The sequence below is a fragment of the Mycobacterium sp. DL99 genome, from assembly GCF_004762045.1.
Classification (GTDB): Bacteria; Actinomycetota; Actinomycetes; order Mycobacteriales; family Mycobacteriaceae; genus Mycobacterium.
In genome coordinates this window covers 348,917-372,795 of sequence record NZ_SJOM01000007.1, presented here as the reverse complement: position 1 = coordinate 372,795, position 23,879 = coordinate 348,917, and the positions used below count along the sequence as shown (strand labels likewise).

Below are 23,879 nucleotides of genomic sequence, written 5' to 3'. Positions count from 1 at the left end.
TAATAGTGCTCTAGTGCCGTCGGGGGGTGGACAATTTTCGCGTGCGACAAATGTCGGGCGTAGTCATTGAGTGACCGCCGACGCTAGGAGGACAACGGCCATGGGAACCGCTGAACATCCGATCGACAAGAACCCTCGCTTTGCCATCGTCGGCTACGCGGCGCGCTTTCCAGGCGCACCGGACGCCGATGCGTTCTGGGAGGTGCTGCGCGAGGGACGCGACGCGGTGTCAGAGATACCCGAGGACCGGTGGGACGCCGACGAGTTCTTCGACCCGGAACCAGGCGTTCCCGGCAAGGTCGTGACCCGTCGTGCGGGTTTCGTCGACGACGTGACCGGGTTCGACGCGCCGTTCTTCGGCATGTCCACCCGCGAGGTACGGTTGATGGACCCCCAACATCGGCTCCTGCTCGAAACGGCATGGCGCGCGGTGGAGCATTCAGGCACTGCGCCAACAGCTTTGGCTGAAACCAACACCGGCGTCTTCGTGGGTTTGGCCACCCACGACTACCTCGGAATGGCCTCTGACGAGCTGACTTACCCCGAGATCGAGGCCTACATGGCCATCGGTACGTCGAACGCCGCGGCCGCGGGCCGGATCAGCTACCGGTTGGGGCTGCAGGGTCCCTCGGTCGCCGTCGACACGGCGTGCAGCTCGTCGCTGGTGGCGATCCACCAGGCGTGCCAGGCGCTGCGGCTGGGAGAGTGCGACCTCGCCCTGGCCGGCGGTGCGAATGTGCTGCTCACACCGGCCACGATGATCACGTTCTCCAGCGCTCACATGCTCGCCCCCGACGGCCGCTGCAAGACATTCGACGCCGCGGCGGACGGCTATGTGCGCGGCGAGGGCTGCGGCGTCATCGTCATCAAGCGTCTCGAGGACGCGATCCGTGACGGCGACCGGATTCGGGCCGTTATCCGCGGCAGCGCAATCAACCAGGACGGCGCATCCGGCGGGTTGACCGTGCCGAATGGTGTGGCGCAGCAACGGGTTATCACCGACGCTCTGGAACGCTCCGGCCTCCGACCCAGCGAAGTCGGCTACCTGGAAGCACACGGCACCGGGACATCACTGGGCGACCCGATCGAGGCGCAGGCCGCAGGCGCGGTGCTCGGCGCCGGACGCGAACCCGACCGGCCCCTGTTGATCGGCTCGGCAAAGACGAACATCGGTCACCTGGAAGCGGCCGCGGGCATCGCGGGCGTCATCAAGGTCATCCTGTCGCTCGAGAACGAGACCTTGCCCAAGCACCTCCACTTCGAGAACCCGTCGCCCCACATTCCGTGGGACCGGCTGGCAGTGGAAGTGGTCAAGGAGACCACCCCCTGGGAACGCAACGGCGAACCGCGCATCGCGGGCGTCAGCTCATTCGGGTTCGCCGGGACCAACGCGCACGTCATCCTCGAAGAGGCTCCCGAACCAACGGCGCGGCCGGCGGCAGAGCCGGGCCGAACTGCGCAATCTGAGAGCAAGCGGTTCAGCATCCTTCCGCTGTCCGCACGGACACCGGAAGCGTTAGTGCAGGTCGCCGGCGAATACCGCAACTGGTTGGGCGCACATCCGGAGGCCACGTTGGCGGACGTGTGCCTCACCGCCGGAGTGGGGCGCGCGCACCTGGAGCACCGCGCCGCGTTGGTGGTCAACTCCAGGGAATCCGCTGTCGAACTGCTCGGCGCGCTGGCGGACGACCGCCCGGCTCCCGGTCTGGTTCGCGGGGAATCCCACGACGCCCCGAAGACGGCCTGGCTCTTCACCGGCCAGGGCAGCCAGTACCCCGGCATGGCGCGCGAGCTGTACGACACCGAACCGGTGTTCGCCGAGATCCTGAACCGGTGCGCGGCCACAGTCGCCGACGTCCTCGAAAAACCGCTGCTGGACGTGATTTTCGACCTCGACAGCCCGGATGGCGAGGAGACGCTGCGGCAGACCTCCTACGCCCAGCCCGCGCTGTTCGCCCTGGAGATGGGCTTGGCCCAGCTCTGGCAGTCGTGGGGCTTCGAACCGGACGTGGTGCTGGGTCACAGCGTCGGCCAGTACTCGGCCGCGTGCGTCGCGGGCGTGTTCAGCCTCGACGACGGCATGCGGCTCATGGCCGAACGTGGCCGACTCTTCGGCAGTCTGCCCGCGGGCGGCCGGATGGCGGCGGTGTTCACCGCAGCCGAGCGGGTCGAGAGCCTCACCGACGAGTACCCCGCGCTCTCGGTCGCCGCATACAACGGCGCCAACACCGTGCTGTCCGGACCTGCAGCGGACCTGGAGAAGGCCGTGGCGCGTTTGACGGCCGACGGCGTGCGGTGTGACTGGCTGGAAACCAGCCACGCATTCCACTCGGCACTGCTGGAACCGATCCTCAACGAGTTCGAGGCGTACGCGAACCGGTTCACTTTCAAAGCACCACAACGGATTCTGATCGACAACCGCACCGGCGCAGCCCTGGGCCGGAGCGTCAAGATGGACGGCGCCTACTGGCGTCGTCACGCGCGCCAACCGGTGGAGTTCGCCAAGAGCGTGCGCACCCTCGCCGATCTGAACTGCAAGGTGCTGCTCGAGGTCGGCCCGCGTCCGGTGCTCACCGCGACGGCCCTGGGCGCCTGGCCCGACCCGGCCACCGCACCTCGGGTGATCACCTCGCTGCGGCGGAACACCGCCGACCACCGGCAGATCACCGGAGCCGTCGCCGATGCCTACGTGCTGGGCCACCTGCCCGACTTCGGCGCCTTCCGGCAGGCCCACGCGCAGAAGCTGGACCTTCCGACCTACCCGTTCGAGCACCGCCAGTACTGGTACCGCGACAATCGTGACGAGCCCAACCAGCAGCAGCACGTGGCCGCCCGCACCCAGGCGGTCCGGCTGCTCGAGGACGGCCGGATCGAGGAACTCGCAGCCCTGCTCGACGGCGCCGGCGGCGACGATCAGACGCTCGCGGTACTGACCAAGCTTGCGGCGCAACACAACCAACAGCGCTCGACGCAGTCCATCGCGGACGACCGTTACGAGTTCCGATGGGAAAAGGCGGTTACCCCCCTCTCCGGTTCCGAAACCGGGGAGAGTTCCTGGATCCTCATCGGCGACGAGTCCGACGCCGTCAAGCCTCTGGTGGACACCCTCACCGCGCGTAGGCAGCAGTATCGATTCTTCGGATTGCCTGCGTCCGATGCGGACGAGGTGCAACTCGCAGCGACGTTGCGCGCCGCGGCAACGGGCGATTCGACGCTGCGCATCGTGCACGTCGCCGCGCTTGACTCCGGCGCCACCCCCTCGATGCGATCACTGCTGCGGATGCAACACCAGGTCCTGGCCGGAACGCGGCGGCTCCTCCGCGCCGCGGTCGCCGCTGACCTGAGGGCACCCATCTGGCTCGTCACCCGCGGGGCACAACACGTCACCGAGGCGGACACCGTGACGCCGGAGCAGAGTGCCCTGTGGGGATTCGGCCGCGCCGCGGCCCTCGAGCTTCCTCAGGTGTGGGGTGGTCTGGCCGATCTCTCCGAGGGGACGACCGGCGAATGGTCCGGGCTGCTCAACCGGATCACCACGGCAGCCGAATCGGCCGTCAAGGAAGACCAGGTCGCGCTGCGGGGTCACGAGGTCTACGTTCCCCGGCTGGTTCGGCCGGAGGACCTGCCGAGCGGCAAACCGCTGGAACTGCGCGCTGACGCAACGTATCTGGTGACCGGAGGGCTCGGCTCCATCGGGCTCGAAATCGCCGGGTACCTGGCCGCGCACGGTGCCAAGCAACTGGTGCTGACCAGCCGGCGCCAGCCCAGCGACACCGCACAAAAGCGCATCGATACGCTGCGCGACCAGCACGGCTGTGAGATCCGGGTCGCCGCGGCCGATGTCGCCGACGCACATGACGTCGCCCGCCTTCTGGCCGGTGTGCGGGCCGAGCTGCCACCGCTGGCCGGCATCGTGCACGCCGCGGGCGAGATCGGTACCACTCCGCTGAGCGAGCTCGATGACGCTGAAGTGGATCGGGTCTTCGCCGGGAAAGTCTGGGGTGCCTGGCATTTGAGCGAGGCAGCAGCTGACGAGAAGCTCGACTTCTTCATCAGCACCTCCTCGATCGCCTCGGTCTGGGGCGGTTTCGGTCAGACCGCCTACAGCGCGGCGAACGCTTTCCTGGATGGGCTGGCCTGGCGCCTGCGCGATCAGGGCATCGCCGGCACCAGTGTCAACTTCGGTCCCTGGTCGGCGGGTATGGCCGACGCGGACTCCCGTGCCCGGCTGGAGCAGCGCGGGATCAAGACATTGTCGCCGTCCGATGCGCTGGCCGGTCTGGCCGATGTCGTGGCAGCCGCTTCGGCGCACGGCCCCGCCCAAGGAGTGATAGCCCGTATCGACTGGGCCCGCTTCCTGCCGCTCTATCAGCAGGCGGGCCGACGGGCGTTCCTGGCCGAGTTGGAACGTGAGTTGCCCGCCCAGCTGACGGGAGTGGCGTCGCCGGCCACCGCGTCCGGGAAGACCAAACTGGTCGAGCAGCTCACGAATGCCCCTGTGCAGCAGCGTAAGAAGCTGCTGACGGATTACCTGCGTGACGCCGTGGCAGAGGTGACGCGCGTGGACGCCGCGGAGATCCGTGAGGACGCCGGGTTCTTCGACCTCGGCATGGATTCACTGATGGCCGTCGAATTGCGTCGCCGCATGGAACAGGGAGTGGGGGCGGAGATCCCCATCACCCTGGTGATGGACTACCCCCGGATCTCCGACGTGGCCGACTACCTGCTCGGCGACGTGCTCGGACTCAGTGAGCAGCCCAAGCCCGCTCCGCAACCGGCAGCGGCGACGACGCGCACCGACGATCCGATCGCGATCGTCGCGGTGTCGTGCCGCTTCCCCGGTGCGCCCGACCCGGAAGCTTTCTGGGACGTCCTGTCCGGCGGTGTCGATGCGATCCGGGAAGTCCCGGAAGACCGGTTCGACATCGACGAGTTCTTCGACCCGGATCCGGATGCTCCGGGCAAGACCTACACACGATTCGGCGGATTCCTCGACGGCATAGACGGATTCGACCCCGAGTTCTTCGGCATCTCCCCGCGTGAGGCCGTCTGGATCGAGCCGCAGCAGCGGCTGATGCTCGAGACGGCCTGGGAAGGACTGGAGCGGGCCGGGTACGCGCCGGCGACGTTGCGCGGCAGCCGAACCGGCATCTTCGTGGGTGTGGCGGCCAACGAGTACGCGCATCTGCTGTCGTCGGAGTCCATCGACAAGATCGAGCCGCACTTCATCACCGGCAACGCACTCAACGCCATTTCCGGTCGCGTTGCCTTCGCGCTGGGACTCGAGGGTCCCGCGGTGGCAATCGACACCGCCTGCAGCTCGGCGCTGGTGGCCGTCCATCAGGCCTGCCAGGCACTGCACTCGGGTGATTGCGACATGGCGTTGGCCGGCGGCGTGAACGTCCTGCTTTCTCCGGTGACCGTCGTCGCCGCATCCCGCGCCAGGATGCTTTCCCCGGTGGGACGGTGCAAGACGTTCGACGCCTCCGCGGACGGCTACGTGCGCAGCGAAGGCTGCGGAATTCTCGTCCTCAAGAGATTGAGCGACGCGCAACGCGACGGCGATCGGATCTGCGCGATCATTCCGGGCAGCGGGGTGAACCAGGACGGTGCGTCGAGCGGTTTGACCGTTCCCAATGGTGGTGCACAGCAACGGCTCATCGGGTCCGTACTGGCTCGCGCCGGGCTGTCCGGCGGGGACGTCGACTACCTCGAGGCGCACGGAACGGGCACTCCGCTGGGTGATCCGATTGAGGTGCAGGCCGCCGCAGCCGCCTACGGCACCTCACGTGACACGGACCGGCCACTGTTGATGGGTTCGGTGAAAACCAACATCGGCCACACCGAATCGGCATCTGGGGCAGCGGGTCTGATCAAGGTCGTGTTGTCTCTGCAGCACGAAACACTGCCGCAGAGCCTGCATTTCGACAATCCGTCGCCGCACATCCCGTGGGACTCGCTGCCGGTGCGGGTCGTGGACAAGGCGATTCCGTGGCTGACCAACGGCAGGCCGCGACGCGCCGGCGTGAGCTCCTTCGGCTTCACCGGCACGAACGCCCATGTGCTGGTCGAGGAGGCGCCCGCGCAAGCGGCACCGGCACCGGCCGGCGACGACCTCGCCGACGGGGATCTCGCCGAAGGCGTCGCGCCGGAATCGACACCGGAAGCCCAGACCGAGCAGGTGAATGTGCTGGCGCTGTCCGGGCGGTCACCGGAAGCGGTGGTCGCGCTGGCGCAGCGTTACGGAACCTGGTTGGCCGCCCATCCGGAGGCCGACCTCGCCGACGTGTGTCTCACCGCAGGCACGGGCCGTTCACACTTCGAGCACCGCGCCGCACTGGTGGTGGATTCGATCGACGATGCGCGCATATACCTGGAGGATCTGGCCGAGAATCGCACGCGGCCCGGTGTCGTACGCGGCGAGCACTTGAACCACCCGACCACGGCGTGGTTGTTCACCGGCCAGGGCAGCCAGTACCCGGGAATGGCCCGTGAACTGTTCGACTCCGAACCGGTCTTCGCGGAAACCGTGAAACGCTGCGCAGACGCGGTCAAGGACATCCTGCCGAGCCCACTGCTCGAGGTCATTTTCGCCACCGATCGCGAAACGGGCGGCAAGGCCGGAGAGACGTTGCGGCACACGTCCTTTGCCCAACCGGCGATCTTCGCAGTCGAGATGGGCCTGGCGCGGCTGTGGCAGTCGTGGGGCATCGAGCCCGATGTGGTGCTCGGGCACAGCGTCGGCCAGTACGCAGCGGCATGCGTGGCCGGAGTATTCAGCCTCGAGGACGGTGCGCGGCTTATGGCCGAGCGCGGCCGGCTGTTCGGCAGCCTCCCCGAAGGCGGACGGATGGTGGCGGTGTTCGCCGACCCCAAGCACGTCGAGCAGATTGCCGGCGAGTTCCCGCGGGTGTCGGTCGGCGCCTACAACGGACCCAACACCGTGCTGTCGGGTCCGGGTGAGGATCTCGAGCAGATCGTCGAGAAGTTCGGTGACGAGGGGGTCCGCTGCACCTGGCTGCAGACCAGCCACGCCTTCCACTCGGAACTGCTCGACCCCGTACTCGATGAGTTCGAGTCGTACGCAGCGCAGTTGCAGTTCGCCACCCCGACATTGCCGCTGGTCTGCAACCGCACCGGCAGCGTGCTCACGGCCCAGACCCCGCTCGATGCGAAGTACTGGCGCCGACACTCACGCCAACCGGTGCAGTTCGCCGAGAGCGTGCGCACCGTGGCGGCACTGGGTTGCTCGGTGTTGATGGAGATCGGTCCGCAGCCGGTGCTGACCGGGGCTGCGGTCCAGGTCTGGCCGGAGCACCTGCCTGCACCGCGCGCAATCGTCTCGCTGCGCAAGGGCGTTGCCGACCGGCGCCAGATCGCCGATGCGCTGGCCTCGGCCTACGTCGGCGGTCACCGGCCCGATTTCACCGCGCTGCATCGTCAGCCCCGTCGCCGACTCGAATTGCCGACCTACCCGTTCCAGCGTCGGCGCTTCTGGCCCAAGGGAAGCGGCATCGTCGGCTCCGGCATGGACGGTGCCATGGAATCCGGAATTCTGGGCAGTGGGAAAGACCTGGCCTCTGGCGATTCCGTGTACACCAGCAGGTTGTCGGTCAAATCCCAACCGTGGCTTGCCGACCACGTCATCTACGGCACCGTCGTCGTTCCCGGGGCGACGTACGCGGCCATGGCACTGGCCGCGGTCGGTACGCCGGCGCGGGCAAAGGACGTGTTCTTCTACGAGCCGATCATCCTGCCCGAGAAGAGCTCTCGCGAGGTACAGCTGATGTTGCACCCGCTGGACGAGGGTGGCGGGTGGAAGTTCCAGGTGCACAGCCGTCCCTACGGGGACCGGGTCGCTGACTGGTCGCTGAATGCCGAAGGCACGGTGGTGAGCGGTCTCGAGGACGTGGCCGAGACGCCGGTGCCCGAGGACGACCCGGTCGACGAAGCGATCGAGCGCATGAACCGGATGCGTCCGCAGGAACTGTTCGAGACCTTCTCCGACTTGGAACTGTCGTGGGGCCCGAACTGGTCCGGTTCGCTGAAGTCGCTGTGGCTCGGCGAGGGCGAGGCGATCGGCGACATCCTCGTCGGTGCAGAACTCGCCGAACAACTCGGAACAGAGCCGATGCACCCGGTGCTGATGGACCTGTGCACCGGTGTCGCCTTCCCGGCGTTCCCGGCACTTCTCGCCGCCGAGCAGGGCGTGAACGACCTGTTCCTGCCGCTGCGGTACGGGCAGGTGACGTTGAAGGAGAAGATGCCCCGGCGGTTCTACTGCCGCGCGAAGTGGCACGAGAGCGCACTGGACAGCGAAACCCAGGTCTTCGATCTCGATTACCTCGATCGGGATGGCCGCTACCTGGGCGGAATTCGGGAGTTCACGGTCAAGCGGGCACCTCGCGAGGCGCTGCTCCGCGGCCTCGGCGGTGACGCCACCCGGCTGCTGTACACCCTCGGCTGGGCCGAGGTCCCGGTACCGGCATCTGACAACGAGACAGTCGAGGCGGCGGCAACCGGCACCTGGCTGATCGCGGGATTCGACGACCTTGCCGCCAAGGTGCCGGGCTGCATCCCCTTCGATCGGAACACCGGTCAGCAGTTGGGAGACGTGCTGACCGAGGCCAAGGAGCGCGGCTTGCCGTTCTCCGGTGTCGTCTGGCGCGCAGGCGCACCGAGTCCCGAAGAGTCGAGCGCTGACAGCCAGGCTCGACTCGAGACCGAGATCGCCAACCTGCTCGGCGCGGTGCACACCGTGCAGGGCGGGGAGATCAAATTGCCCGGCGGACTCTGGATCGTCACCGAGCGGGCGGTCGCCACCGAATCGGGTGAGCCGGTCGATCCCGTACAGGCCGCGTTGTGGGGATTCGGACGCACCACGATCAACGAGGAACCGGCGCTGCGCGCCAAGCTGGTCGATACCGACGGATCACCCGAGGCCGTGCAGGCGCTCGCGAATCTGTTGGCCACACCGGTCGAGGAGCCCGAAATCGCTGTACGGCAGGGCAAGCTGCTGGCCTCCCGGTTGCTGCCGTGGTCGCGCAGCGGGCATCTCACGGTGCCGCGCGGGAGCGACTACGCCCTGCTGCCCACCGAACGCGGGGCGATCGACAACCTGCGGATCACCGAGAAGGAAGTGCCGGCGCCGGACGAGGGCTACGTGCAGGTGCGGGTAGAGGCCGCAGGTCTCAACTTCCGTGACGTGCTCAACGTGCTCGGCCTGTACCCGGGTGACCCCGGCCCGATCGGTGGTGACTTCGCCGGTGTCGTCACGCAATTGGGTGAGGGAGTCACCGGAGTCGAGGTGGGCCAGCGGGTCTACGGCTCCATGCAGGGTGCCTTCGCCAGCCGGTTCAACGCGCCGGCGCAGTTCCTGGCACCGATCCCCGACGGGGTCAGCGCGGTCGAGGCCGCGACGATTCCCGCCGCGGCGCTGACGGTCCGGCTCGCGTTCGACTGGGCGCAACTGAAGCCGGGCGACAAGGTGCTCATCCACGCTGCCAGTGGCGGCGTGGGATTGGCGGCCATCCAGATGGCGCAGCAGTGCGGTGCCGAGGTCTATGCGACGGCGAGCACCTTCAAGCGGGCGACGGTGCGCAAGCTCGGTGTCAAGTACGTGTATGACTCGCGTACAACCGATTTCGCCGATCAGATCCTGGCGGATACCGACGGTGCCGGCGTGGACGTGGTGCTCAACAGCTTGACGAGTGAAGGGTTCGTCGAGGCGACCGTGCGGGCCACCGCCAAGAACGGCCGGTTCGCCGAGATCGCCAAGCGCGATATCTGGACTGCGGAGCAGATGGCCGAGGCCCGACCCGACATCGCCTACGAGATCGTCGCGTTGGACACCGTGATGTTCCAAGAGCCCGAACGCATTCGCGACTTGCTGACCGAGGTGTCGGACGGACTGGCCAAGGGACAGTGGACGCCACTGCCCGCCGAGATCTACCCGCTGACCGAGGCCAGGACGGCGTTCCGGCGCATGCAGCAGGCCCGGCATATCGGCAAGATTGTGTGCCAGATGCCGAATCCGCTTGCACCGCGGCCGGATCGGACCTACCTGATCACCGGTGGACTCGGTGCGATCGGTCTGCACACCGCTGCGTACCTGGCGCAGCTGGGTGCCGGTGACATCGTGTTGACCAGCCGCCGGGCGCCCGATGCGGACACCCAACGGTTGATCGAGGAGATCACCGAGCGGTACAAGACCCGCATCCACGTCTTCGCCGCCGATGTCGGCCACGAGTCCGAGGTGGCCAAGCTCCTCGACCGGATCCGCATCGAATTGCCCCCGCTCGCCGGTGTGGCACATCTCGCGGGTGTGCTCGATGACGCACTGCTGGGCCAGCAGAGCCTGGAACGGTTCCAGACCACGTTGGCGCCCAAGGCATTCGGCGCCGGCCACCTGGACAGGTTGACGAAGGACGACGATCTGGACTTCTTCATCGTGTCCTCCTCGGTGTCCAGCTTGTTCGGTTCACCCGGTCAGTCCAACTACGCCACCGCCAATGCGCTGCTCGACGGCCTGGTGGCGCAGCGAAGGGCACAAGGCCTGCCGGCCACCGGCGTCAACTTCGGCCCGTGGGCCCAGGGCGGCATGGCCTCGTCGGAAGCCGCGACCGCCAACATCAGTGCACAGGGCCTGATTCCGCTGGAGCCCTCGGCGGCGCTGAGTGCCCTGGCCGAGGTCATCGCCAACGGCACCGGCCAGGCCACCGTCATCAAGGCGAACTGGCAGCGGGCCGCGAAGGTGCTGGGCAGTCAGCGGCCGCCGATCCTCGACCTGGTGTTGCCGAGTGCCGTCGGCGAGGTCGTCGGTGACAGCGAGGTGCTCAAGCAGCTGCTCGAGATCCCGGTACCGCAGCGTGCCGGGTTCGTGACCGAGTTCCTGCAGAAGGAAGTGCAGAACTTCCTGCGGCTGGCATCGCCGCCGGCCGCGACCAGCCGGTTCCTGGATCTCGGCACGGACTCGCTGATGGCGATCGAACTCCGCAACCGGCTGCACAGTCAGTTCGGCGGCAAGTTCACGCTCAACGCGACCGCGGTGTTCGACTATCCGACGATCGGCGGACTCGCCGAGTACCTCGTCGGTCAGCTGCCCGACGCGGAATCGCCGGAGGAGACGCAAGCGGAGGCGACGCAATCCGTCATGGAGTCCGAACCGGCAAGCGACGCCTAGAGTGTGTTGTCACCGTTTCAGCCAAAGGATGTTGGCGTCGAGCACGACGCCACTGCGGTAGTTGGGGTTGTGTCGGTTGTACCCGGGTGGCGGTAGCGCGCCATTATGTACATCGTTGGAAGCTGCGTACAACCGCGGACCCGCAAATGCTGACGGATCGCCTCGGCCTGAGACGGCCGGGCGCGGGACCAGCCAACAGGCAAATCCCGCCACGGGCAACCCGCGCAAACCGATCGACGACCGCCTCTACCACCGTACGGTGATCACGAAACGGCCTGCCGCCCTTGGCTGAAGCCACCGCATCTCCGACTCAACCAAAGCCCACAGCTCATCCGAGAACACCCGGAGCCGCGACACCACACGACACCGTCAAACCAACCGTCGTTGCGGTCACACAGCAGTGCTCAGACGGGGCGGGTCGGCGCACGTCGTGGCGTCGGCGAAAGCCACCGACCGATCGTGAGCCAGTCCGCCGTCCGCTCAGCGGCGCCTCCGGTCGCGGGCGGCCGCGGTCTCCCGTACAGCCTGGGCGACAGCACGGAAGTCCTTGTTCAGGATCTTGGAGTGGTTGCTCGCGACCTTCGCGCTCAGCTTGACGTTCGGGTTGCGGGCAAACACTGGATCGAGTGAAGCCCGCGCCTGCTCCATCTCCCCTTCCTCGTTTCCGAGGCTGACTCCCGTGGCCAGGACGAACCGCACCGGGCAGGTCAGGCGCTCGAGTACCGGCACGCTGGCGGCGGCGACCTCGTTGGCATCGATGCCGACCTCAGCGTGCTGGTCGGCAGTCATCCGCGCGGCCAGGCCCAGCGGGCGCCCCAACGGCAACACAAACCGCATCCGGCGGAACAGTTTCCGGATCCGCTCCCGGCCCTCCTCGCCGGTCAAGCCCTGCGGCGCAGCATCCACGGTCACTACCCCCAGCACGCGGTCCGGATTCCGGTCGGCCCAGTGCCACGCGAGGATCCCGCCGTAGGACCAGCCCACCAGAAGCGGCCGGTCCACGCCCCTTGCCGCGAGGACGGCATCGATGTCTCGGAGGCACGCCTCGAAGGAGTAGTCCGATGACGGCTTCGATTTACCGCGGGCCCGCTCGTCGTAGGTGATGTGCCGGTAGCTGGTGCCGAGTTCGGCGATCACGGGCCGCCAGGGGCGTTGGCTGGAATAGCCGCCGTTGAGGTATACGACGGGAAGACCGGGCCCGCCGGTGTCGGTCACGGCCAGCGCGGTGTCGTCGATCGGCATCATGCCAGTCCAGGTTGAGGTGTTCATAGGTTGTGCACTTCCTCGATGTCGGTTTTGGGCATGGTGATACGACGGTGAGGCCACCACGGCCGGGGATTAGATGAGGTGTCGGTGGGTTGTCCACCGCGAAGGATTGACCGGTAATACCGATCCCGAGGCGCACGCCTCGGCGGAGTCGATCTCCTGGTTGCCCAAGGCGGTCCCGCTCTCGCCGCCAGACGTGATCACAGCACGTCTGGCTCCGGAACCCCCGTTCCAAGCACAACCAGCTAGGAGATGTCGCGACGGTAGTGGTCGGGGCGAAGATGCTGTCTTGTGCCACGTCGAAGTTCGCGCCGGGCAGCACATGCCGTTTCTTGCAGGACTTCTCCAGACCCTGCACATGGATCGTCAGCGTTTAGCGTGTCGTCATCGAACGGCCCTACCTTCCCTTTCCGGTGTCTTCGCCGGCGGCGCGCTCGATGGCGCTGATCAGCCGCTCCCGTTCACGGTTGATCCACGAATCCTCCTGGTAGTTCCGCGCGAACGCTTCGATGAACTCCACAGGGTCCTCCCCGACGACCTCGTGGATAGGGGTTCCAGCCATAGCGCTCTGCTCGAATAGATCGGCAAGGTCCTCGAACAGCGAAACGCCGCCCCCCGATCCGAAGTACGTCAAGTACCGCTCGAAAGCACCGACTGCCGTGCGATAGGGCTCGGGAAGCTGTCTTGCGCGCGCCTTGCACTGCCTCCACCGCCGCTTGTCGCCGACGTCGCCGATCACCTTTGAGATGAACATGGTCATTTGCCTCCTTCATGGAGCTGTTCGAGCCGTTCGGAGAGGAAGCTCCAGGTCCTCCAGAACTCGTCGAGATATTCCTGTCCCTGCGCGTTGAGGGAATACACCTTGCGCGGCGGCCCCTTCTCCGACGGGATCTTCTCCACGTCGACCAGGCCCCTTTTCTCAATCCTGATGAGCAGGGCATAGATGGTGCCCTCGGCGATGTCAGAGAAGCCCCGCTCCCGTAACGACGCCGTGATCTCGTAGCCGTACGCGGGCCGTCCGGACAAGATCGCGAGGACGATGCCCTCCAGCGTGCCCTTGAGCAGCTCCGTTATCTGCTTGCCCACGGAACCCATCCTCGTTCTACTCAGTGATACTAACTACCAGTAGATAGTATCACTGAGTACTGGAGACGCAAGCCCACGTAACGACGGGGGGTGCCGGCCGGTAAAAGTCAGGGGTCCTGCGGTAGGGGCGTTAGAACAACGACGATTCGGGTAGCGCCTGGTTAGGCGAGTCGATCAGTGTCGGGCTACGCCGGGGCGGTTGACCGAATACAGGAACCAACCTCACGGATCGCCTTGGACGAGTCAGCCGTGCCACCGTGAACCCGCCGGGGCCGGGCGCGGGACCAGCCAACAGGCAAATCCCGCCACGGGCACCCGTGCAATCCCACCGACGACCGCCGCTACCGCCATGCGGAGATCACGAAACGGCCTGCCGCCCTTGGCTGAAGCCACCGCATCTCCGACTCAACCAAAGCCCAAGCTCATCTGAGAACACCCGCAGCCACGACACCGTCAAACCAACCGTCAAACGGATATGCGACACGCCCTAGTCGACCCAGCGGGTCGCCTCGACCGCGGCGGGGAGCGGTGGGTGCAACGGCACGTCGAGGCCGTCGTAGATGCCGGGCTTCTGGGTGGCCAGCCAGTCGATCGCGCCGAGCAGTCGGTTGGCCGCAGTGGTGTTGCCACCGTCGGCCCGGGTGCCGCCAGGCACGTCGGCGCGCACCACGATGCTCAGCTGGGGATCGCCGTCGACGATCACCCGGTGATCACCGACGCCTTCGTCCGGCTGCGGCCAGTCCGGCGCACAGGCCGGGTCGATGCGGGTGATGTGCTCGATGATGACCCGCTCGACCCCGCCGGCCCATCCGATCACCTGGAGCCGGAACGCGCCCTGTGTGCCGGCTTCGAACCGGCCCATGACGTTGTCGACTGTCTCGGTCAGTGGCAGTCGTTCGACCGTCTCGGTGATGTCGTCGATCTCCAGTCCCAGCCCGCGGCCGATGAGCCGGACGTTGCCGCCCCACACCATGGTGGGGATGGACGGCAGCAACATCATCGGCGTCTCGTCCATGGACCCGCCGAAACCGCACAGCACCCGCACCGAGTGCGGCTGGTTGTAGGTGGAGTAGTCGAAGATCTCCTGACACCGGATGGAGCGGATCCGGGTGCACAGTCCCGCCGCGATCACCGCCAGGGCGTCATTGCCCCAGCCCGGGTCGACGCCGCTGACCAGGAGTGCGGAGTTACCGGCCACCGCGGCGTCGGTGAGCCGGTCGACCCACTCCGCGGGGGCCGAGGCCGGGTCGTAGAGCGAATACAGCGACGGTGTCACCACCTGTTTGCCGGCACGCAGGCAACGCTCGATCTCGGCGAGCGCCTCCTCGGGGCGGATATCGCCGGATGACATGTAGGCGACGGCGTCGCACTGGGCCAGCGCCGCATCTATGTCGGTAGTGGCGCTGACACCGGTGAGGCCGTCGAGCTTGGCGAACGTCGCAGCGTCACGACCAGCCTTGTCCGCAGATGACGTGATGACTGCAGCCAATTCCAGCCCCGGGAATGCCGTGGCCGATCTGATGGCCGTCGCACCCATGTTCCCCGTGCCCCACACCGCTACTCGACGCATCCGCCCACCCTAGTGGTGATATTCGTGAGGATCGTCACAATCCGCCAAAACTGCTGGTCAAAGGCATTTCGGCGCGGCGGTACAGAGGTCGATCAACCGCTGGGTTGGTTAGCCCCCAGAAATTGCTCAGAGTCTCTTTGCGTTGAAGTTACCGAACGGTATAGTTGGCCGCAGTTACTGGTGGGTAACTTATCCAAAGTACCCAACCTCAGGTGGCATTCCACAAGGAGGAAAAGTGAGCCACTACAAGAGCAATGTCCGTGACCAGGTCTTTAACCTGTTCGACGTCTTCGGCCTGGACAAGGCCCTGGGGACAGGCGATTACAGCGATCTGGACGCCGACACCGCCCGCGAGATGCTCAGCGAAATGGCTCGACTGGCCGAGGGCCCTGTCGCCGAATCATTCGCCGGGACTGACCGCAACCCGCCGGTGTTTCATCCCGAGACTCACAGCGTCACCCTGCCCGAGCCGTTCAAGAAGTCCGTACGCGCGGTCATCGATGGCGGCTGGGACAAGTTCGGCCTCTATGAGGAACTCGGCGGAATGCCCGCGCCCAAGGCGCTGCTGTGGGCGCTCAACGAGCACATCCTCGGCGCCAACCCGGCCGTGTGGATGTACGCCGGTGGTGCCGCCTTCGCGCAGATCTTCTACGACAACGCCACCGAAGAACAGAAGAAGTGGGCCGTGCTGGCCGCCGAGCGGGGCTGGGGCTCCACCATGGTGCTCACCGAGCCGGACGCCGGTTCGGATGTCGGCGCCGGCCGCACCAAGGCCGTCAAGCAGGAGGACGGCTCCTGGCACATCGACGGCGTGAAGCGGTTCATCACCTCCGCCGATTCCGATGACCTGTTCGAGAACATCTTCCACCTGGTGCTGGCCCGCCCCGAGGGCGCAGGCCCGGGCACCAAGGGTCTGTCGCTGTTCTTCGTGCCGAAGTTCCTCTTCGATTTCGAGACCGGAGAACTGGGCGAGCGCAACGGCGTGTACGTCACCAACGTCGAGCACAAGATGGGCCTGAAGGCTTCGGCCACCTGTGAGCTGACCTTCGGCCAGCACGACAAGCCCGCCGTGGGCTGGCTGGTCGGCGAGGTGCACAACGGCATCGCGCAGATGTTCGACGTCATCGAGCAGGCTCGAATGATGGTGGGCACCAAGGCCATCGCGACCCTGTCGACCGGTTACCTGAACGCTCTCGAGTACGCCAAGGAGCGCGTCCAGGGTGCCGACCTGACCCAGATGATGGACAAGACCGCCCCGCGCGTCACCATCACCCATCACCCCGACGTGCGTCGCAGCCTGATGACGCAGAAGTCCTACGCCGAGGGCATGCGCGCGCTGTACCTGTACACCGCGACCTTCCAGGACAAGGCCGTCGCCGAGGCGGTCCACGGCATCGACGGCGAACTGGCGCACAAGGTCAACGACCTGCTGCTGCCGATCGTCAAGGGCTTCGGCTCGGAGCAGGCCTACGCCAAGCTGACTGAGAGCCTGCAGACCCTGGGCGGTTCCGGCTATCTGCAGGACTACCCGATCGAGCAGTACATCCGCGACGCCAAGATCGACTCGCTGTACGAGGGCACCACCGCCATCCAGGCGCAGGACTTCTTCTTCCGCAAGATCGTCCGCGACAAGGGCCAGGCGCTTGCCTTCGTGGCCGGCGAGATCGAGCAGTTCATCAAGAACGAGACCGGCAACGGCCGGTTGAAGACCGAGCGTGAGCTGCTGGGCACCGCGCTGGCCGATGTCCAGGGCATGGCCGCCACCCTCACCGGCTACCTGATGGCCGCGCAGGAAGATGCCGCGAGCATCTACAAGGTGGGCCTCGGTTCGGTCCGCTTCCTGCTGTCGGTCGGCGACCTGCTGCTCGGCTGGCTGCTGGCCCGCCAGGCCGCCGTGGCCATCGAGAAGCTCGACGCCGGCGCCACCGGCGAGGACCGCACCTACCTCGAGGGCAAGATCGGCGCTGCCTCGTTCTTCGCCAAGAACATGCTGCCGCTGCTCACCAGCACCCGTCAGGTCATCGAGACCATCGACAACGAGGTGATGGAGCTCGACGAGGCTGCGTTCTAAAAACCGCTGAATACGAAGAGGCTCCCGGGGATATCCCCGGGAGCCTCTTTGTTTGTCTAGGCGCCTCGACCGGCGCTCATACCGAAATGCGCTCACGGTGGCGCCGGGCCTCACCCGTCTCGGCGTCGAAGAAGTACGTCCGTTCCGGCGGCATCGCCAGACCGATCCGGGCCCCGGACTCCAACTCGGTGTCCGCCGGAGCCTGGACGATCACCCGGGTCTGAGCCGCCGGTGCACTCGACGCCTCACTGCCGACATCGACAAGCGCAGTCACCAAGACGTGACTGCCCAGCGGCTCGACGAAATCGACTCGGGCCGGCACCATGCCGGCGCCGCAGTGGCCGTGCAACTGCAGATGCTCAGGGCGCACACCGACGGTCACCGGGCCATCCGGCGACGCCACGGTCGTCACCTCTGCGCCGCCGATGTGGAGCATCCCCGAGCGGATGGCCCCGGCAATCAGGTTCATCGGCGGACTGCCCATGAACGCCGCGACGAAGGTGTTGGCCGGGCGGTTGTAGATGTCATCGGTGGTGCCGATCTGCTGCACTTCACCGTCGGACATCACGCACAACCGATCACCCAGCGTCATCGCCTCCACCTGATCGTGGGTGACGTAGATCGAGGTGACCGGGACTTCACGGTGCAGACGCTTGAGGTCGCCGCGAACCTGGTTGCGCAACTTCGCGTCCAGATTCGACAGCGGCTCATCGAGCAGAAACGCCTGCGGTTCGCGTACCAACGCGCGGCCCATGGCCACCCGCTGCCGCTGACCCCCGGACAGCTGGCCGGGTTTGCGATCCAACAGTTCGGTGATCTGCAGTAGTTCAGCGGTTTCACGGACCCGGCGCTGGATTTCGGCGCGGGGGGTCCGTCGCTGCCGCAGGCCATACGCGAGGTTGCGGTAGACCGACATGTGCGGATACAGCGCATAGTTCTGGAACACCATCGCGATATCACGCTGTCCGGGCGCGAGGTCGTTGACCACGGTGCCGCCGATCCTGATCTCACCCGATGTCGGCTTGTCGAGACCGGCGAGCATGCGTAGCGCGGTGCTCTTTCCGCAGCCCGACGGCCCGACCAGGATCAGGAACTCCCCGTCTGCCACCGTCAGATTGAGGCCCTTGAGCGCGTCCACTCCCCCCGCGAACCGGCGCGTGACGTCACGAAACTCTACTTCTGCCAAGGTTCAGCCCTTCAATCCGGTACTGGCCACCGACTGCACGAAATACCGCTGCGCACCGATGAACACCAACAACATCGGCAACAGACTCATCACGTTCGCCGCCATCAGCAGGGGCCATTTGACCCGGTGTGCTCCCTGGAAATAGCTGAGCCCCAACGGAATCGTCATCTGGTCCTGGGAGGTGATCACGATCAGCGGCCACAGGAAGTCGTTCCAGGACGTGAGCACCGTCAGCGCCGCCAGTGTGGACAATGCGGGCAGCGACAGCGGGAGCACGATCTTGAACAGCACGCCAAGGCGCGAGGTTCCGTCCACCCGGGCCGCCTCTTCGAGTTCCACCGGAACGGTCTGGAAGAACTGGCGCAGGAAAAAGATCCCGAATGCGGTGGCCAGGTTGGGCAGCATCAGGGCGCCGATGTGATCGATCCCCAGCCCGGCCCACACGTTGTCACCGAACCATTTCACGATCAGGAACACCGGGATCATCGTGACCTGAAACGGCACCATCAGGGTTGCCATCAACGTAACGAAAAGCGCTCCGCGGCCCAGAAATCGGATGCGGGCGAACGCATAGCCGGCCAGGCTGCACACGATCAGGTTGCTTACCAGCACCACCGATGTCACCAGCAGGCTGTTGAGAAAGAAGTGGCCGAACGGCGCTGCGGCCCAGGCTTCGGTGTAGTTCTCCCACCGCGGGCTTTCGGGCAGGAGCACCGGCGGAAAGCGGTTCGCCTCGCCTTCGGTCTCCAACGAGGTGACCAGCATCCACAACAGCGGAACCACCAGCAGGAACGTCAACGGAATGAGAATCAAATGCCACGGGCTGAACGGCAGCCGGAACCTGACACGATGCTTCGACAATTGGGGTGGCCGCTGCGATTGTGACTGCGGTGCGACGGTTTCAACGCGAGTATCTGGTGTGGTGGTCATGAGAAATGCACGTGCTTACGGGCGAGACGGAACTGGACAGCGGTGATCAGCAGGATCACCACGAACAACGCGTAGGCCATCGCAGCGGCGTATCCGGCGTCGAACTTGATGAAGGCGCGGTCCCACAGGTAGTACACGATGACGGTGGTGGCGCGCAGCGGTCCGCCCCGGGTGGTGGCGTAGACCTCGTCGAACAACTGCAGCGCGTTGATGGTCAGCCAGACGACGAGAAACAGGTTCGCCGGACCCAGCAGGGGCACCGTGATGGTGCGAAAGCGGGTGAACGCGCTCGCTCCATCGATCGACGCGGCCTCGTGCAGCTCGACTGGAACCCCTTGCAATGCAGCGAGGTACACGATGACCGAGAACCCGGTCCAGCCCCAGATCGTCATCGCCACGATGACATACAGGGCCTGCGACGGTGATGACAGAAAGGGCTGCGCGGGTACCCCGACCGTATTGAGGGCCGCGTTGACCACACCGTAGTCGCGGTCGGTCAACCACAGGAAGATGATGCCCTGCGAAATGGTCGAGACCGCCATGGTGACGTACGCCGCGGTTCGGTACACCGAGATGAAGCGGACCGAACGGTTCAACGCTGCCGCCACGAACAGACCGACCACCATAGTGCCGGGCACGAACAGCGCGGTGTAGATGATGGTGTGCTTGATCGCGTCGACGAACAGCGGATCGTCGGCCAGCTTGCGGTAATTATCGAACCCCACCCACGGTGTCTCCGGCGTGAGCAGATCCGAGTGCTGGAACGACAGCATCAGCGACATCAGCACCGGCAGCAGACCGAAGGCACCGATGAGCACCGCGGCGGGGCTCACCAATGCCCACCCCGCCACGGTCTCCGAGCGGCCGAGCCGCCTAAACCGGGGGACGTGTTGTCGCGTTGAAGCTAATTCAGACATGTGCGTGCGACTCCCCGTGGGCCTATTCCCCGGCCAGCGCCGCGTCCGTGGCCTTGGCCGCCGAATTCAGCGCGTCAGCGGGCTGCTCCTTGCCGAGCATGACGGCTACGACTGCCTGCCCGAGCGCCTCCGAGATCGCCGGATACTGCTCGACGGTGGGCCGCACCGACTTTACGTTGGACAGGTTCTCCACGAATGCCGCGCTGCCGGGCAGCTTTTCATTCAGTTGGTCACGGAACGCCGCATCCTGACCGATCGATTGACGCGTGGGCAAATCGCCGGTCCCCAACGAGAATGCCTTCACCTGCTCGGATGCGGTCATCCACTTGACGAAGTCGATCGCCGCCTGCTTGCGCTTGTCGCCGTTGTTGAAGACCACCCAGTTGTCCGGACCCGAGATCGACTGGTGAGCGCGTCCGCTGCCGGCGAATGTGGGCATCACCTGCACGCCGTACTCGATGTCGGACAGCTGGCTGAGATCCCACGGGCCGGTGACCAGCATCGCGACCTTGCCGCTGTTCATCAGCTTGGGACCGTTCTCGTTGGTGGTGTCGAGGTAGAGCGACTTGTCAGTGACCGCCATCTGTTGCAGCGTGGTCAGCGCTTTCGCCCCTGCATCCGAGTTGAACGCAGCGTGCTTGTTGTCGGGCGTGAGGATCTCGCCGCCGGCTTCCCAGAGCATCGGAATGTAGTGCCACACCGTGTCTTCGCTGCCATCGGCAGGCATCAACCAGCCGTACTGCCCCTTCGACGGATCGGTGAGTTTCGCCGCGGCCGACCGGAAATCCTCCCAGGTCCAATCGGCCGTCGGCGGCGCCACCCCGGCATCGGCGAAGAGCTTCTTGTTGTAGACGATCGCCAGATTGTCCACCAGGGCGGGCACACCGACGATCTTGTCGCCGACGGTCGCGGCAGCCCGCTCGGCCGGATAGAAGTCATCCCAGTTCCAATCGGGCTGAGAGACCGCATCGGACATGTCGACGACCTGCGGAATCTTGGCGATGTTCGGCGACCACGAGCCGAACATGTAAGCAACGTCGGGGGCGCTGCCGCCTCGCACCGCAGTCAGCACCTTCTGCAGCACAAGGTCATTGCTCGAGTAGAGCTCCTTGACCTGAACGTCGGGATGCTCGTTGTTGTACTGGTCGACCAGGCCCTTGAAGACCTCCCCTTCGGTGTCCTGGTAGCCGTGCCACACCGCGATCTCGGTCGGGCCGGTTGAGGAGGAGCCACCGCATGCACTGAGCGCGAGGGCAAGGACAGCGATCAATGCGATGCACAGCCTGCGTCGAATCACGGTAGACACTCCTTTATCTGGGTGTGATGGTGCATGTGTTTCACGACCGGCCGTTCTCACAGCGCCAGCTTCGAACGCAGCGGCTCAGGCAGCAGGTCTCCGTGCGCGATCGTCAATTCGTTGCACAGTTCCCATATCTGGTCGACGGTCAGCGCGGCAGCGGTGTTGGGATCGACCATGGCCGCTGCGCGGACCAGTCGCGGATCACCGTCGATCGCGGCGCGCACGGTCAACTCGACCGGTCCGAGGAAGTTCCGGTTGAGCGCGGCGCATTGTGGCGGCAGATCGCCCACCCGCATCGGATGGGCACCCAGGGCATCGAGCATCGTCGGGACTTCGACTGCCACACCGTCGGGCAGATTGGTGATCAACCCCTGGTTCACGACGTTGGCAGAGATGACTCTGGTCGTCCCGGTCTCCAGAGAATGGATCACCTGCGGCGCGTATTCGGTGGACCCGTTGTCGATCGCAAGGGTGTGGGCGCCGGCCAATTCCGCTCGGACGCGACCGTACTCGGCCAGATTGGCCTCACTGATGGAGACGTACTCGCCCACATTGATCCGCAGGCGTGCGACCTCCTCGGGGTCGCGGACGTACCAGGGGACGTACTCGCTGGAGTGCTCGCTGGTCTCGGTGGGGTAATACCCCAGGCGGCGGTACATGTCGACCCGCACGCGACGCTGCAGTTCCGGATCGGCGGCGATGCGCTGGTCCAACTGCGGATACAGATCCCGGCCGCCACGTTCCCAGCGCAGTACCCAGGCCTGGTGGTTGACACCCGCCGACCAGTAGGACACCTCCTCGTACGGCACCTCGATGAGTTCACACAGGCCGACCATCGTCCAGTACACGGAATGGCACAACCCGAGAACCTTGAGCCGCGGCGCGACGTGGTGCAGGAAAGTGACGTTCATCGCCATCGGATTGGTGTAATTGAGCAGCCAGGCGTCCGGGCACACCTCTTCCATGTCGCGTGCGATACCGGCCAGGACCGGAAAAGTCCTCAGGCCGCGGAAGATTCCGCCGACGCCGATGGTGTCGCCGATGGTCTGATTCAGCCCGTACCGCGCCGGGATCTCGAAGTCGCGCACCGTGGCCTCGTGCATGCCGACCTGAATGACGTTGATGACGTAGTCAGCGCCCTCGAGCGCACGGCGCCGTTCGAGGGTGGCGATCACCTCCGGATCGGCACCCGCCGCACGGGCGGTCGCACGGGTGATCGCCTCTGCGGTTTCGAGGCGTTCGGAGTCGATGTCATGCAACACAATCCGAATCGACCGCAGTTCGGGGAACGACAGGATGTCCCCGAGTAGTTCGCGGGTGAACTCGACACTGCCCGCTCCGATGATGACGATGGTGGGTGACACGTCCGGCTCCTTGGCTGCGCGATTTCGGTTGTCAGGCTGGGGTTGTGGCCAGTTGGTGCAGTGCGGCCGCACTCAACGGATGGCCACTGTGTCTGGCGGCGTAGAGGGCGGCCCCCAGCGCCGGGTCGAGCAGCGGGCGCCGCAGTTCGTACTTGGCCGGCTGCTCCCGGAGTGCGGCGACGAACATCCCCAGGAAGCCGTCGTCGGAGAACATCCCACCCGAGTACGACACCGGCACCGTTTCGGGTTCGGTGAATCCGAGCAGCATGCGGGTGGTTTCGACGAGTGCGACGAGTTCGTCGACCGCGGCGGACAGAATCTGGATCGACGCGTCGTCACCGGCCCGCACCGCCTCGCACACCGTGGTGGCCAACGCGGCGATAGAGGTGCGTTTTCCGGACCACTTGCCGATCAGCAGGCTGACGATGTCGAGGTCGCTGTCGAGCTGCAGACGCTCTGTCAAGAGTGTGTGCAGCGGACCCGATGGGAGCCTGCCGTCGCTCATCCTGCTGAATGCGTTGAGCCCCCGGGTGGCGACCCAGTACGCCGATCCTTCGTCGCCGAACAGTTCGCCCCACCCGCCGACCCGGTGTCCGACGCCCCGCCGCTCGCCGTAGGTCATCGAACCGGTTCCACTGATGACGTTGATGCCGTCCTCGCCTGCCAGCGAGCCGGCCCACCCGCAGACCATGTCGTTGTCGCAGCGATAGCGGTCGTGACCGAGCACTCGCGCCCCGACCGCGTTCAGTCGTTCGATGTCAGCGCCGGCCTCGCCATAGCCGGGGATGCCGAAGAAGGCCGCGTCGATTCCGGAGGGCTCGATTCCCCCTTGCTCGGAGATGACGGAAACCCCTTGCCTCAGCACGTTTTCAACGACATCGAAACCGTCGTTGAAGTAGTACGAGGCCGGTGCGGTGGCGCGGGCCAAGACGCGGCCCTGGTCGTCGATCAGGGCGAAAGCGGTCTTGGAACCGCCACCGTCAACCCCGAGATAACAGGCCATCGCA

The 23,879-nt window shown here is 65.9% G+C and carries 12 protein-coding genes; 2 read left to right on the top strand and 10 right to left on the bottom strand.

All coding sequences use genetic code 11. From position 1 onward, the window contains the following. Positions 1-100: 100 nt before the first annotated feature. Positions 101-11,182: a type I polyketide synthase gene (locus tag EYZ64_RS01930; protein WP_135451627.1), complete on the top strand. Its 11,082-nt coding sequence runs from the start codon at positions 101-103 to the stop codon at positions 11,180-11,182. Between the two features lie 480 nt (positions 11,183-11,662). Here the strand turns inward: EYZ64_RS01930 and EYZ64_RS01925 are convergent, their stop codons facing one another. The 4 genes from EYZ64_RS01925 to EYZ64_RS01905 all read right to left on the bottom strand — a co-directional run bounded on the left by EYZ64_RS01925 (position 11,663) and on the right by EYZ64_RS01905 (position 15,104). Continuing rightward, entirely contained in the window at positions 11,663-12,451 is a 789-nt protein-coding gene (locus tag EYZ64_RS01925; RefSeq protein WP_286174564.1) for an alpha/beta fold hydrolase, read from the bottom strand. A 394-nt stretch (positions 12,452-12,845) separates the two neighbouring features. Continuing rightward, positions 12,846-13,208 (bottom strand): DUF1048 domain-containing protein, encoded by a 363-nt coding sequence (locus EYZ64_RS01915; protein WP_167857675.1) that lies wholly within the window; start codon positions 13,206-13,208, stop codon positions 12,846-12,848. Then, positions 13,205-13,534, bottom strand: coding sequence for a PadR family transcriptional regulator (locus EYZ64_RS01910; RefSeq protein WP_135451626.1), 330 nt, complete (start codon positions 13,532-13,534; stop codon positions 13,205-13,207). Before EYZ64_RS01910 ends, EYZ64_RS01915 begins: the two co-directional genes overlap by 4 nt. 487 nt (positions 13,535-14,021) lie before the next feature. Further along, positions 14,022-15,104, bottom strand: a complete 1,083-nt coding sequence (locus EYZ64_RS01905; RefSeq protein WP_135451625.1) for an NAD(P)H-dependent amine dehydrogenase family protein — start codon at positions 15,102-15,104, stop codon at positions 14,022-14,024. A gap of 235 nt (positions 15,105-15,339) precedes the next feature. On the opposite strand from EYZ64_RS01905, the gene EYZ64_RS01900 reads away from it, so the two are divergent. Further along, positions 15,340-17,175 carry an acyl-CoA dehydrogenase gene (locus EYZ64_RS01900; protein WP_135451624.1) on the top strand — a complete coding sequence of 612 codons (1,836 nt, stop codon included), beginning with the start codon at positions 15,340-15,342 and terminating at the stop codon, positions 17,173-17,175. A gap of 76 nt (positions 17,176-17,251) precedes the next feature. Here EYZ64_RS01900 and EYZ64_RS01895 read toward each other — a convergent pair whose 3' ends face one another. The 6 genes from EYZ64_RS01895 to EYZ64_RS01870 form a co-directional block, all read right to left on the bottom strand. Continuing rightward, positions 17,252-18,361 carry an ABC transporter ATP-binding protein gene (locus EYZ64_RS01895; RefSeq protein WP_135451623.1) on the bottom strand — a complete coding sequence of 370 codons (1,110 nt, stop codon included), beginning with the start codon at positions 18,359-18,361 and terminating at the stop codon, positions 17,252-17,254. Between the two features lie 3 nt (positions 18,362-18,364). Further along, the gene (locus EYZ64_RS01890; RefSeq protein WP_286174563.1) at positions 18,365-19,159 is read right to left on the bottom strand and encodes a carbohydrate ABC transporter permease; all 795 of its coding nucleotides are present in this window, start codon (positions 19,157-19,159) and stop codon (positions 18,365-18,367) included. Between the two features lie 128 nt (positions 19,160-19,287). Then, positions 19,288-20,124 carry a carbohydrate ABC transporter permease gene (locus EYZ64_RS01885; protein WP_286174562.1) on the bottom strand — a complete coding sequence of 279 codons (837 nt, stop codon included), beginning with the start codon at positions 20,122-20,124 and terminating at the stop codon, positions 19,288-19,290. Positions 20,125-20,230: 106 nt separating this feature from the next. After that, positions 20,231-21,505: an ABC transporter substrate-binding protein gene (locus EYZ64_RS01880; protein WP_135451621.1), complete on the bottom strand. Its 1,275-nt coding sequence runs from the start codon at positions 21,503-21,505 to the stop codon at positions 20,231-20,233. Between the two features lie 56 nt (positions 21,506-21,561). Continuing rightward, positions 21,562-22,872 carry an alpha-glucosidase/alpha-galactosidase gene (locus tag EYZ64_RS01875; protein WP_135451620.1) on the bottom strand — a complete coding sequence of 437 codons (1,311 nt, stop codon included), beginning with the start codon at positions 22,870-22,872 and terminating at the stop codon, positions 21,562-21,564. 31 nt (positions 22,873-22,903) lie between these two features. Beyond that, the gene (locus EYZ64_RS01870; RefSeq protein WP_135451619.1) at positions 22,904-23,875 is read right to left on the bottom strand and encodes a BadF/BadG/BcrA/BcrD ATPase family protein; all 972 of its coding nucleotides are present in this window, start codon (positions 23,873-23,875) and stop codon (positions 22,904-22,906) included. Positions 23,876-23,879: the final 4 nt, after the last annotated feature.